Source organism: Enterobacter sp. Acro-832, assembly GCF_011752745.1.
Lineage (GTDB): Bacteria > Pseudomonadota > Gammaproteobacteria > Enterobacterales > Enterobacteriaceae > Enterobacter > Enterobacter quasiroggenkampii.
Map to the genome: position 1 here is coordinate 1,175,307 of NZ_VWWX01000001.1, position 12,865 is coordinate 1,188,171.

A 12,865-nucleotide genomic window follows, 5' to 3' on the forward strand; every position below is an offset into this window, starting at 1 on the left:
TAACCGTTCAGATTTTCAGTACTGTATATCCGCAAGGTTAACCAACATCTCTGCCAGCGACTGTGTTCCATTCAGCACCTTTGGTAATGCAACCTTCAGTGCATCTGATTCCAGCTCCTGCCGCCCACCATTAAGGTAATACAGCGCGTACACTTTCTGATCAGCCGCGGATAACAAACCCGATTTTTTACTTTTATTCAGCGCCTTAATCACCATCAGTCGCTGCGCACAAGCTGGGAACGCCCTGCTGGTCGGCATTTTTTGCCATTCTCTCAACACACTGGTCACTTCCGGCTTATCCGTAATCTGCTCCCAGGTCGCTTTATCAAGCCTGATAATAGGATTAGTGGGCTTATCTGCCTCCAGGGGCTTTATGGCAAGCGCCTGCCACTGTGTTTCGCCAGGAAGCCACCATTGTGTGATGCCGTTGAACAGAAAGGCATGCCAGTCGTTCTCGGCACACTGCGCCAGCACACCGATAACGTGGCTCGCATAGAAGCGCGCCAGCGCAGTAGAGCCATCTGGCTGCACAATGGTGCACCCCCGGGATAACTGCACTGCCAGCATTGATGAATAACGCGTTGAAACAATGACTGCGGCACATCCCGGCAAAGACGTCAGATAATCAGGTAACTGCTCTGCATTATCAATTTCCAGCAACCAGGGGCCGTAGTTCTGAAATTCTGTCAATTGAGGATGGATATACAGAGAATGCAGCCTGTGAGCATGCTGCTCTTTAAATGCCAGAAAATCGGCCTCCGGCTGCGCTCCGGCTTCAAACAGCAGGCTGATGTTCTCGTCTGAACTGCAGGATAACGCTGTAATGAGTTCTGTACTGTCCAATTTTATGCTCCCTGCACTATCGCATCATTCGCCTGAATAGCTTTAAGCAGACAAGGAATACAAATTTTATTTTCGATTGGCGGGTACAAAACTGGCATTTCTATCCTCTGTGAAGCACCACCTTCCGTGTCCAGTCGTCTGGCCTTGCGGGTGTACGTTCCCGCCGTCTCGTACTTGATTTGCCCCTGCTCGATAAGGATGGAGCTCCCGCCGCCCACCAGCCGTATTCGCTTCTTCCCGGCCAGCAGCATCTCTCTGGCAGAGATAAGGGTCAGTGTCTGCTCCGCGCTCAGGTGCATCACGCCGTTCTGCGCCTGAAACTGTACCGGCCCCTGAGCCGAAATCAGGCTCAGCTTGCCGTGTTGAGCAAACATTCCCACGCTGTCGCCCGCCAGTCCGGTGATATGCCCCTGGGTCCCGATACTGATATCACCACCGGCATTCAGGGCAATATTGTCAGTGGCCGCCAGCTGCAGATGCTCTGCGCTGGTAAAAGCCATCCCCTCGGGTGCTGAAAAGTGGATCATCTCATTGAGGGTTTTCAGCCGTGCAGCGAACATTACCTGCTGGCTGGCGATATCAGCTTCGAGGGCTTTCGCCTGTCGGGTGGCTGTGGCCAGTCCCTCGATTTGCGTCCGGACGGTCTCAATCTCTCTGAGAGCCACGTCCATATCCAGCACATCGCCTTCGCCGTGCACTTTGCCATCGGCGGTGACCAGCAGCCCTTTTGCCACACGTATAACCCCGAACTCATCGGTGCGCAGCTCAAAGCCGGTGCCCCGCGGCTCGTTCTGTGCATCAACGATATGGCCCTGGTTAAGGGCCGTGGCTCCAAACGGCGTTTTCAGCGCAATATGCTCGCTTTGGCGCAGGTCTTCCATTCGCAGTTCGTTCTGACCTGCGGTGCGCAGGATGTTCTGGCTGCGGTTGTCCCGGGTGACCACGTCCGGATGTTCAGAATCATGGAACGCATGGGCGATATACGGGCGGTCCGGGTCGCCGCCGTCAAAGGCAATCCCCACTTCAGTGCCATTTATCAGCGGCGTGTGCCAGCCGTACGTTTCCCCGGCGTACGGTTTGGCCTGACGTATCCACAGGTAGTTATAACCGGGCTCTGCGTCTTCACGGCTGAAGTCCAGCTTCACCCGGTAACGCCCCGTTTCGTCGAGATGGGCATACGGTGCGTTCTTCTCGTCACTCTCCACGCGGGCCATCAGCGTACCGGCGATCAGCGGGCGTGGTACAGGCGCAGGTCTGAAGCAAAACTGCTCGCTGTAGGGCATGCCCCACACGGAAACGTGCAGACGGGTGTCCCGGGCCGCGCGGAAGGTGGTGAGTGTAATCACCATCCCCTCTTTCAGCTCCGGCACGCCACTATCGCCGGTCTCCACTACCATCCCCGGGGACAGGTGGCTGGCGTTACTGAACAGGTGCAGGCGAATGGCATTATTGAGGGCGTGTTCATGATTAATGCGGGCGTAAAACGCCCCGCTTTCGGTTTCCGGCTCAGAGGTGGTGCCATCGCCCGCTTCACGATAAGGGGCAAGATAGCGGTAATGTTCGCTGGTAGTGGCCGCCTCGTTTCTGACGCTGACCAGTGCATCCATCGGCGTACCGGCCGTACGGTAGTTGTAATCCCGGGTGGACACCCTGCCGGTGATAGTGTTGTGCCATACCCGCGCATCCCACACCGCCTCAACCGCGCCGTCATACAGCGCTGATGGTTCCCGGTACGGCAGCTGAACATTAAACTGATACTGCAGTTGGCTGTCGGCAAAGGTTACGGTGTCCAGCCCGGTAGCGGTGTTCACTCCGGTACGGAACCAGATACCGACCTCAGCAAGGATCCGCTGCATAAACTGCAGGTCCGTTTCCCGCCACTGGGTGATCAGTTCGCGGACCGGGTAAGTCCGTTCCAGCCGGAATTCAAAATCTGCTCCTTCCAGCCCGTGGCTGCGCAGGACCTGCGCCACCAGTTCCGGTACCGAAACATTCTGCCAGACCGCGCAGCGGCGGGTATGGGCAAGCAGTGCCAGTCGCGAGGAAAGCGTTACGGCGAAATGCGTCTGGTCCACGGTTTCGTTGAGGACCTCAAAGCCGGTAATGATACCCTGCACGACTCTGCCACTGAGCATGCTGAGGGTGGCATACTTCAGCATCGCATCCTGACGGCTGATGCCTTTCTGCGGCGTGGTGAACTCAATGCGCCATTTGAACGGTGCATTCAGCGCTTCCCGACCGTGGAGGTTCAGCACATCCGGCTTCAGGATGCTGTCGTTTATCTCAAAGCGGTAGCGGGTCTGTCCGTCAAACAGCGCCAGCCAGTTATCCAGGGTGGTGTCCATGGGTTTATTCCTTCACCGGAACCAGGGTCAGCCCGGAGCTGTTGAGCTGAATAGCCCGCGGCTTGTCCGGGTCGAGGTCGTCGCGGCTCAGTACCAGCTTCCAGGTGTTGTTTTTGATATCCGGCCGATTAAACAGCCCCACCACCGCCACAAATTTCGCCTCTTCGTTCATCGGCATATTGAGCGTCACGCTGCCTTTGGGCATCACCAGCAGAGACTTGCTGGCGACAATGTCCTCTTTAAGGGTGTTATCCGCATCGCGCAGCAGTTTCTGGTAGTCGGCCGCATCCACCTTCTGGCGGTCCCGGAGCTGGTAAACCTGCACCATGGTGGCCAGTGGTGTCTGCCCTTCATCGGCATTGGCAGCGGCACGTGGCTCGAAGTCCAGGTGCAGCACCTTTATTTTTTTGTAGAAAATGGCTCTGGTTGCGCTGACAGTGCCGTCCGACACGGCCTGAGTCAGGCCACATGCGGTCAAAAGGGAACAGAGCAGCATCAGTGCGGCGCTGCGCAACAGGGAAGCGAAAGTCATTCGTGGAGTCCTTTTCAGCGTTCAGAAACAGGGGCGTGTTGAATGTGTCTGGTATTGGGTATTGCATTCCGGAAAATCAGTCGAAGCGATAGCCGCCGGGCTCGGCCGGCCGCAGGGTCTCACAGGTCAGGCCTTCACAGGTGCCCAGACTTACGGTGAGGTGCGTACGGATCGTGGGACGGTCGCGTTTGAGGCCCAGCACGCCGGTGCGGCCCAGTTGAACCCGGCTTGTCTTACCCAGACGTGGTTCAGGCAGACAGCTTACCGGTACCGTGAGGCGAAGGCGTACATCGGAGCGATAACCCATGTACACCCGCAGCAGCACCATCAGGTCAGTGTGCAGCTGACCGCCGGGCAACCAGCCCTGCGCCTCCTGCGGATTGTCAGTCGCCAGCATCAGGAGGATACGGCTGCAGGCTTCTTTCCCGGTCCTGCCGAGTGTGGCCCGCTGTGACAGCGACACGCGGTTGGCTTTGCCGAGTCCACTGCGGCTCTCCACGGGGACTTTCACCGGGTCCGGGCTAATAACCATGGCCCGGGTCTCCGGGGCCAGCAGGCTCACCAGCTGGCGGATGCCTTCGGCGTTTCGGGTTGGCAACCGCATGGTGCCAAGCAGCGCCAGGAAGCGGGAGACCGGCGTGGCAATCTGCTCCGCCGTACCCGGGATGCCAAGACCGACCAGTCCCAGCAGGCACTGAGATGTGTCATCCACGCCGCCGTCTTCGAAGGTGGCCGGGTAAGCGTATTTGCGCCAGATACGGTAGTACTGGGTGTGAATACGGTGGCTGAAGATATCGAGAAACGCTGTGGTGGCTTCATACCCCTCCCGGCGCTGCGCAATATCATCGAGGTACGCCGTCGGTAGCGGGGAGTCCACCCCGTACATTCCGAGGAAAGTGGTCCGCACCGTCGGCGACAGGTCCGGGTGGTCCTCATCGGTTTCAACCGCCTTCAGTTCACTGACCGGGAAGCCCATTCCCGGCCACGGACGAAAACGTACCGGGTCGGCGGACAGTTTCTCGGTACTGCCCAGTTTCGGCGCGTCCGGGTTCTCCTGCTCCAGCAACTGACAGAAGCGGTAGAAATTAACCCGCCAGATGTCGTCGCGAAGCGCTTCTGTCAGCCCGGAACGTGCTGGCTGTGATTCTCTTTCCATCGCAGTCGTTTCCCTGTCGGTTGCAGGACCAGCGTGAGCTGATTAAAAAGGTGGACATCGGCATAGAGGGCAAAGAAGCGGTGCAGCATTTCGCCAAACAGGGTGACGTCGCCTTCTCCGGCAAAATTGTCCGCATTGATGGTGATTTCAATGTCCACCCCGCGCAGCATAAAGCCCTTCTCAAAGCGGCGGATAAGGGTGTGTTTTACCGCCACAATCGCCTCCAGACGGCGACGGTTCATCTCATCATCGGTCCAGTCATAGAGCGCCAGCGTCCCGCGCAGCACTTCCGGATTATCCATCATGCTTAAGAAGCTTGAACCCAAGTGGCTCATCACTCGCCAGTGGAAGCGGTCATTTGCTGGTGGGTAAAGCGGTAAAGTTGGCACCTTCAGGTTCATGACCCGAACCGGCACCTTGCCCGCTTTCACCACTCTGTCCAGCAGCGTGCTCTGGAGTGAGCGGCGCGGCAGTTGTCCGTTAGTGCCCGTAATGCGGATGGAGAGCGACTCCGGGGCCTGCGAAAGTTGCTCCAGTTCGAATGACTTACCGCCAAGGATAAGCCACGTGTCATACAGTCCCGAGGGTCCACGCTTGACGCGGGTATGGAAGTAACGCTCCGGCGCGTCATGGCGCATCATGCCACCGCGGTGACGGAAACTGGTGAACGGAACATATGGATGTTTGCCATTCTTCACCGCACCATGAATAGAGTCCACACTGTAGATTTCCGTATGCCCATCCTGCACGCGCATCGGCCGCAGCAGGTATTCGTTCTGCAGCGGGTCAGGCGTTAGCGGGTCCGCCTCCAGTGAGAACAAATTAATGACCGGCGCGCAGTGCAGACGGAAATTATCGGTCTCAAAGGGCATGTCTGACGGCCAGCCGCCGTCGAGCACGATATCGGTCTCAAACCAGGTGGTTTTCTGACTCAACCCTGCCAGCTCCAGGCCTCTGAGCTCCACAAACATAAACTTCTCGCGGAAGCTAAAATACTCCAGCAGCAACTGATAGCCACTGAACGCTGAGTCCCCTTTTGGCCACAGCCGGTCAGCATCATCAAAGCCCATGGGTTTACACCAGCCGTCAAAACGTACCCTCTCGGTACGGGTCTCACTGTGGCGGACATACATCGCCTGCACCCGGCGTGTCAGCGCCAGATGCAGAGCCGAGGCCACCGGGCTGTCTGCATCGAGGAAAATGGCAACCTTTTCAATCCCGGTTTTTGACCAGTCCACTTTTTCGGGGCATTCGAAACGCAGACGAATGGCGGCGCGTCCATCAGGCTCAGTCTGCAGGCGGGCCTCACTCAGATGCAACGGCTGCAATGGTACGTCACGGGTGGTGCGATACTGACAGACCGTGTTATCGGGACCGACCGGTCGCGACAGCACGGAAAAGCCGTTCTCAAGCACTTCCATTTTGCGAAGCTGACGCCAGTCCGGCGTGAACACTACCACGGAGAGCGACGGGATCGTGCGCATGTAATGCGGCCACAGCAGGCTCACCAGCCCTTCTGTCAGTTCCGGCAAGTCATCATCAAGCTTTTCACGCAGGCGTCCCATCAGGAAGGCGAAGCCCTCGAACAGGCGCTCTACATACGGGTCACGGGCCCCACTTTTATCCAGGTTGAGCATAGCCGCGCGGTCTGGATGAGCACGGGCAAACTCTTTACCTGCTTCACGCAAGTAGCGCATTTCAGCTTCATAGTAGCGCAGGGTTAAATCATCCATGGACGGACTTCCTGAGTGTAGAAATCAACAAAAAGAAAAGAGACGGCATCGGTACAATGTCACGTAAATGCAGAACCTACCCACACAGCACCATCGCACGCGCCGGGTCGAGGGTAATTAGCGCGGCCAGCAGACTATCCATTTCAGGGGCAAAACGGGTTTTGTCGCTCTCGCTGCGACCGGCTTTCAGGCGCAACAGCCGAAGACGGCGGGCCTGCACATCAAACAACAGCCCCGGCTCCCACTCACTGAGGGTGAGCAGCGGTGCGCTCCCGGAAAGTTCACCGAGCAGGTGCAGCGCGAGTTCGTTACGCCCGTACTGCTCTGCCACCCGGGCCATGATTAAACGGATTAACCAGCGGTTTCGGGGTGAAGCCATGTCCGGACGATTCTGAAGCCAGGTCAGCGCTGCCTCCGGGCCATCGCGGTCACCTTTTTCCATCGCTTCCACTTCCAGCGCAGATATGTCATCCGTCTGGCCTCCGTTTGCCACCGCAGGCGCATCGGCAAACCCGGGCATGTCATCGTTGACCTTTTCGGCTATCCAGTTCAGTGTCACCTCATCGGCCAGCGGCGTGCCATCGTTCCAGGCAAGCGTCTCCAGGCCTGGCAGGCGTTTCAGTAACAGCCTCAGGTCGCTGAGTATGTACTCCGCCCAGTGTTCCCACGGCCCGCCAGCCCGGCTCAGCCCCTGCCACAGATACCACTGCAAATCGAGCCAGAAGCGGTTACCGCCTTCGGTGAACATGACATCCACCTGCTCCACCAGTTCAGTCCAGCTTTGCTGCAGATACAGGCGTTTAAGCTGAGCGCGGTATTCGGCTTTCGGCGGTAGCAGACGCGTCCTGCCGCTCGCATCCAGCGCTGGCAGTTGTGTCACCAGGTCCCAGCGGGCGGCCTTCATCATTCGGTGGGCGGCAAGCCAGCCATGCGGCTGCTCAACCACCCAGCCGGAAAGCACGCGCAGCTGGCGTACCAACTCCACCTCCGATTTGACGACAGCGGCTTCCGGCACTGTCGCGCCCGATGTCGCTTTGCTGTAGGGGGGTACACCAACATGATCCTGGCCTGATGCAGCCACTGGCGTATCCAGCCCACCGCTACCGGCAAGGCGGATTTCCAGCGTCCGCAGCAGACCGGCAAAGCTGGGGCGTTCCGCCTCCGGTAGTTGTTTCAGCGAGGTCTCCAGCAGGCACAGCGCCGCCGCCGTTCTTGCGGTCTCTTCACGCGTCACATCCGGCCAGCGCGAGAATGTATCGAGCACCTTCTCACTGTTCAGCCAGTCGAGTGCAGCCAGTCTTGCGGCGCTGCGCTGTGGGTGGCTGTGCGATCCGGCCTGCTCCAGCATGGCTGCCAGCAGCAGGATGCCATCCGTCAGCCCGGTATCGCCGTCACGCTGCAGGCGGGCAAAGGTATACCAGGTCACCACCCGGATATCCCGGGCATGGCGGGTAAGAATGCTTTCCGCCAGGCGGCACAGCATCCCAGTATCGGTACCAGACAGCTTGTTGATTTCCTCGCGCATCAGTTGGAAATCATCTTCATAGGTCGGGTCGTCTCCGGAACCATGACCGGTAGGGAGTACCGTCAGCCACGGCGCCCACCGGGAAAGGTTTTCCCGGGTCTGTACGAGCAGTGCAGCACGCTGGGCTGCATCCGGAAGACACAGGGTCAGAAGTGTTTCTGCAGTCGCCATTTATTCGTCTCCGGCAAAAGTGGGCGCGCTGTCAATTGCACCCACAGTAAAGATGGTCTGCGGCAGGCTGAAGCCCTGCAGTTCGAGCAGCGCCAGTGGCCCGTTGCTAAGCTCACTGCGCATGATAAATTTCAGAGGATTACCGTCCGGAGTGATCCACACCAGTTGGGTACGGCTGCTGTCAAGCGGGGTGATCAGCGCCTTATCGAGCAGACGAATAAAGCCCCAGTTACCCTGGTTGCTGGCAAAGAGACGCATTTCAGCGCTTGTTGAGCGCCAGCTCAGATCGACACCCGGATAGTACGTATTGCCCGGCCAGGTGAAGCTCTGCCAGCTTTCCATCTGGTTGAAGTAATCCAGTTTCTGACCATCAAGTGTCAGTTGGGTGCGGGCCACATCGCGTGACGGTCGGGCCATCAGTTCGAAATGCACCCCGGCATCGCCCTGGGCAAAGACAATATCCGAGATATCGGCAAGCTTATTGATGGCGGCGAGAAACGCAGGGCTGATGCTCATTCCCTGGCTGGCAGCCGGATTCACCACCCAGTGACTGCCTTCCTGATGCAGCATGCCGCCGAGATTGGTTTTGATAAATGCAGCGATACGCCCGGAGTCGCTGCGCAGGAACTGGGCCAGCAGTGGCAGTGAAGCATCGCTGCCGGTGGCCTTAAATGGATAGCGTCCGGCAAAGGCGGTGTTCCACTGCGAAACAATGGTGCTCTGCCAGCGGGCATTGAGGCTGCCTGCTGCCGGAGCCAGCACCTGACGCCAGGCCAGATCGAGCGGCTGCACAAACAATGCTTGCCCGAAACCGTTCCACTCCTGCCCGAGACTTGCCGCTACCAGAGAGCCGTAGTCACGGGTGTCAGTCAGATCGATGGCTTTTCCCTGGAAAACAGTCTGAGCCAGCATCTGCGCCATCGCCTGCGGATCAGGGGCGCTGGTCACCTGCTGCAGCTTGAGACGCACTTGGGTTACACGGGCAAGCCAGGACTGGAAGCTGAGGTTACCGTTTGAGCCGGTACCGTCCTTGCCGGCCATCAGTCCCGTGAGCGGACCAAAGACGCCATCCAGCGGCCCTTTCGGCCCCTGTGCCTGTTCAATAAACTGTTTTGCACTCTTCTGACGCCCCACCAGTTTTTTCGCCGAGTCCACCAGGGTGTCAGCCAGAGCCTCTCCTTTTGTCCCGGTCTGTCCCTGCCAGGCAAGCGTATTCATCAGTGCCACCAGAGGGGACTGACGCACATCTGCCAGCAGGTTCAGCTGCGCAATGGCCTCCGAAAGCGATGACGCTTCGTGCCACTGGATACTGTTGGCCATGTTGAGCCAGGCGTTGCCAAAATCGGTGAAGTAACGCTCTGTCAGGCGCTGTTTGAGCGCTTCCGGCGAGACGTCGCTGCCCGGCTGATGGGTTTTGTCGGTCAGCACCCAGTCAATTTCATCACGGCGGGTCTTCACTACCTCATCAATCGCATCTTCAACCTGCTCTTCCCACGCCTGACGGGTGAACATCCCCGGCACCACTTCTTCAGAAGAAAACAGGGTTGACGCGTCCGTGTCGCCGGTCATATCCGCCAGGGTTAAATCCGGCCAGTTTCGGGCAATGCGCCCGAGCATCTCCTGGTACAAACCAGATTCGGCGTTACGCTGCCCAATTTGTTTGAGCAAAATCTGGCGCACCGTACCCACCAGTTCGCGGTCAGGGGTAATTTTCCACTCCGGGTGTGCCGGCAGGTTCTGCGCCCAGAAGCCGAGCAGCTTCGGCGCCTGGGTCTGCCACACGCTGTCCGGCACGCCGCTGCGGTGCGGCCAGGCCTTCAGCATATTGCCCGCCAGCCACTCCGCATCCGCTTTGTCTGGACGGGCCAGCATCAGGTAGCCTTTAAGCAAACCGTAGGTCTTCTGTGTGGCAGAGGTGCGCGCATCGCTTGCCGGAGGCAACTGCACGAAAGCGTTGAGCTGACGGTGAAGTTCGTCAGCCAGTGCATCACGCATCAGCGCCTGATTGTTACGGGCATACAATGGCCAGAGCAGCTTCAGCGTGTCGCTGTCCTGGTTCAGGCCAAAGCGGGTGTACCACGGCGCACCGTGCACTTCGCGGTTCTGCAGGCGGGCAATGGTCTGCTGCAGTGCTAACTGGTTACGCAGGCGCACCGGAAGAGGCTGTTTAGTGTCAGCGGCAACCCGGGCCGTATCCTGGGCCAGCCAGATTTGGGTGCGGTTGACGGACAGGGACAGTAGCGTGCCCGCACCCCAGAGCAGTACCAGACCGAGCAGCACCAGGCGCAGCACCTTTTGCCAGTGGAAACCGATTTTACGGGCATGTACCTGCAGGCTGTCCTTTTCGAGCGCCTGCCAGACCGGTGGTGAAAGGCGCGCATGCGGCACCGTTTCGGTCCCTGGCAATGCCGGACTGAACATCACCCCACGCAGACGGTATGGGGCTGGCCCTGACATCAGCGTGGTCAGCAGCGGGATCAGGGAGCGTCGCAACGAGCCGCGCAGGGCTTTCGACAGGCTCAACAGCCAGTGGTGCTGAGAGTTCTTCAGCAGCGCCGACACGCCTGGGGTTTGCAGGTCTGACGAGAGTGAGGTCAATGTCGAGCGGACCTCTTCCGTTGTCGCACCTGGACCAAACAGCGCGCCGGCTGGAGGTACACCCACTCCGTCCTGGTCCCAGTAGCCTTCCCGGACAAGCCACAGCCAGACCGGCAGTTGCCAGCCCAGCTGAATATCGGTTTTCTGACGTACGCGCACCAGCGTGTCCTGCTTCGCCGTATCGGGCAGTGCAGCCGCGTTCATCACCTGCACCACGCCATCCAGTGGACGCTGTGGTCGCACTGCTTTCAGCACGGACAGGAACTCATCATCCGGCACGCTTTCCGCAAGACCGCCGTAAATAAGCACAATACCGTCACTTTCCTGCCAGTGATCGCCTTTAAGACCCGGCACCACCTTTTCGATATCACTGTCGGTACCCTGTACCAGCAACAGGCGCACTTTGGTTTTCCAGCGACGGCGGTAGCGCAGGCGCAGATGATCGACCAGCGCCTCAGCCACAAACCGGGAGGTGTCCGCGTCGGTATGCTTTGCTTCAGGCTGGGATGCAGCAGCCTGCTGTCCGGAGGCGACCACATCGTGCTTTCCCTGTTTCTCGCCGTTCTTCGTGAATACAGTTTCAAGCACCCAGCCGACGATCAGTGCTGCCAGCATCAGCAGCAGACTGATTATCATTATGCCGGTCGTACTGAATGGCCCGATATTGAAGGTGTCCTTAACCCACTCCGGCCATAGCAAGAGTGCGCCGCCAATGAGGCAGACAGATAGTGCGCCCAGAAGCAGCGCAAGCAGAAAAGTGGATGCGATTTTCATAACGGAGGAGAGCAATCCCTTGAGAGTTATTCCGGGGTGACAATACAGAGTTGTCGGTTGTCTTCTGAAAGTTCGGTGACAATTAGCTGGGCTTCACTGTCGCTCAAACACTGACGGGCTGCCAGCTGTAACGCCTGCCAGGGAGCGGCAACGCCCGCAAACCCGACAACCGTATCAATATGGGTAATTTTATCGGCTTTAAGCCCCGGGGCATGTGCCTCCCGGGCCTTGCTGAAGATATCGCCAGAGGCCATCTGGCCGCCGCTGGTCCATGCCTGCTTCAGTGCATTTTTTTCCAGTCCTGACCACATCATGACGCGCTCAAATGCCCGGTCGAGATTGCCATCGCAACACATTTGCGGCCGGTGAATCCTGACCGGCACATCCGGGAAGTCCTTCAGGCGGAAGTTGGTCAGCAGTAACATGGAAATGGCCTCGCCACTGTCCTCTGGCGGGTGTTCGTAAAGCTGAGCGCTGACCACCAGTAACGCAGCAGCACGGTCATAATGGCAGTCCAGCCAGTAGTCCAGGATTTCCAGCCCCGTCAGGTCGCGAATGCGTACCAGCGGATGGGACATGCTTTTTTGCAGGAGCGAAGGCAGTGTCGAAAACTGTTCACCGGTATCCACCGCCAGATAGCAGGTCAGCGTTGACGGGAGCAACGACACCAGATTCTGGAAGTGGGCGATTACCTCCTGAAAATAGTGCGCTTCCCGGTCAGCCATTTCCCCGGCGACCGACAGCGCCCGGTGACGAACCGGATTGCCACCATTAACGGGCTCACAGGGCATCATCAGGGGCTTTTTGGCTAACACGGCCTCGTGTGTCATCGGGCTGGCAGACCCCAGCCCGTTAATCAGGACTTCACCGATAAGCCAGGCAAAGCGCTGACCACGCGCAACGTCTGAGCGGTACCGGGCGGCGGTTGTTGCATTTTTTCTCTCACAACGGGCACAAAGGAGCACGTAGCCAAAATAGCGCCCGACAATCAAAAGGCCCCATAACACGACAGGTAGTCCTGTTGACAGCCCCCAGAACGCAGCACCGGAGCGCTCGCCCTTCCAGAACAGGAATGTAGCTGCAACTCCCGCCAGCAGCATCACAATGCCCAGGAGCAGCCAGCGTTTAAGACGCGGACGGGGCGGCAGTTTTTCCTGCGCGGGAATACGCTCAAGTTCAACCGGCACG

General features: G+C 58.6%; 8 protein-coding genes. All 8 read right to left on the bottom strand.

The annotated features are described in order from the left end of the window. Nucleotides 1-15: 15 nt before the first annotated feature. The 8 genes from F3J31_RS05405 to F3J31_RS05440 all read right to left on the bottom strand — a co-directional run bounded on the left by F3J31_RS05405 (nucleotide 16) and on the right by F3J31_RS05440 (nucleotide 12,864). Nucleotides 16-843: a DUF4123 domain-containing protein gene (locus F3J31_RS05405; RefSeq protein WP_167211759.1), complete on the bottom strand. Its 828-nt coding sequence runs from the start codon at nucleotides 841-843 to the stop codon at nucleotides 16-18. A gap of 2 nt (nucleotides 844-845) precedes the next feature. Next, a complete protein-coding gene (gene vgrG / locus F3J31_RS05410) occupies nucleotides 846-3,188 on the bottom strand; it encodes a type VI secretion system Vgr family protein (RefSeq protein WP_167211762.1) in 2,343 nt (780 codons plus the stop codon). 4 nt (nucleotides 3,189-3,192) lie between these two features. After that, nucleotides 3,193-3,720 (bottom strand): type VI secretion system lipoprotein TssJ, encoded by a 528-nt coding sequence (gene tssJ / locus F3J31_RS05415; RefSeq protein ID WP_167211765.1) that lies wholly within the window; start codon nucleotides 3,718-3,720, stop codon nucleotides 3,193-3,195. 76 nt (nucleotides 3,721-3,796) lie between these two features. Beyond that, entirely contained in the window at nucleotides 3,797-4,876 is a 1,080-nt protein-coding gene (tssG, locus tag F3J31_RS05420; protein ID WP_167211768.1) for a type VI secretion system baseplate subunit TssG, read from the bottom strand. Further along, complete coding sequence (gene tssF, locus F3J31_RS05425; protein ID WP_167211771.1) at nucleotides 4,840-6,609, bottom strand: type VI secretion system baseplate subunit TssF; 1,770 nt, start codon at nucleotides 6,607-6,609, stop codon at nucleotides 4,840-4,842. The genes tssG and tssF overlap by 37 nt, the downstream gene beginning before the upstream one ends. Nucleotides 6,610-6,685: 76 nt before the next feature. Next, complete coding sequence (gene tssA, locus F3J31_RS05430; RefSeq protein WP_167211774.1) at nucleotides 6,686-8,305, bottom strand: type VI secretion system protein TssA; 1,620 nt, start codon at nucleotides 8,303-8,305, stop codon at nucleotides 6,686-6,688. Then, a complete protein-coding gene (locus F3J31_RS05435) occupies nucleotides 8,306-11,677 on the bottom strand; it encodes an ImcF-related family protein (protein ID WP_167211777.1) in 3,372 nt (1,123 codons plus the stop codon). It abuts the gene before it with no gap. Nucleotides 11,678-11,703: 26 nt separating this feature from the next. After that, complete coding sequence (locus F3J31_RS05440) at nucleotides 11,704-12,864, bottom strand: hypothetical protein (protein ID WP_167211780.1); 1,161 nt, start codon at nucleotides 12,862-12,864, stop codon at nucleotides 11,704-11,706. Nucleotide 12,865 lies beyond the last annotated feature (1 nt).

Excerpts from the sequence above, each read along its gene's own strand:
- vgrG (WP_167211762.1), bottom strand. The coding sequence starts at position 3,188 with ATGGACACCACCCTGGATAACTGGCTGGCGCTGTTTGACGGACAGACC.
- tssJ (WP_167211765.1), bottom strand. The coding sequence starts at position 3,720 with ATGACTTTCGCTTCCCTGTTGCGCAGCGCCGCACTGATGCTGCTCTGT.
- tssG (WP_167211768.1), bottom strand. The coding sequence starts at position 4,876 with ATGGAAAGAGAATCACAGCCAGCACGTTCCGGGCTGACAGAAGCGCTT.
- tssF (WP_167211771.1), bottom strand. The coding sequence starts at position 6,609 with ATGGATGATTTAACCCTGCGCTACTATGAAGCTGAAATGCGCTACTTG.
- tssA (WP_167211774.1), bottom strand. The coding sequence starts at position 8,305 with ATGGCGACTGCAGAAACACTTCTGACCCTGTGTCTTCCGGATGCAGCC.
- F3J31_RS05435 (WP_167211777.1), bottom strand. The coding sequence starts at position 11,677 with ATGAAAATCGCATCCACTTTTCTGCTTGCGCTGCTTCTGGGCGCACTA.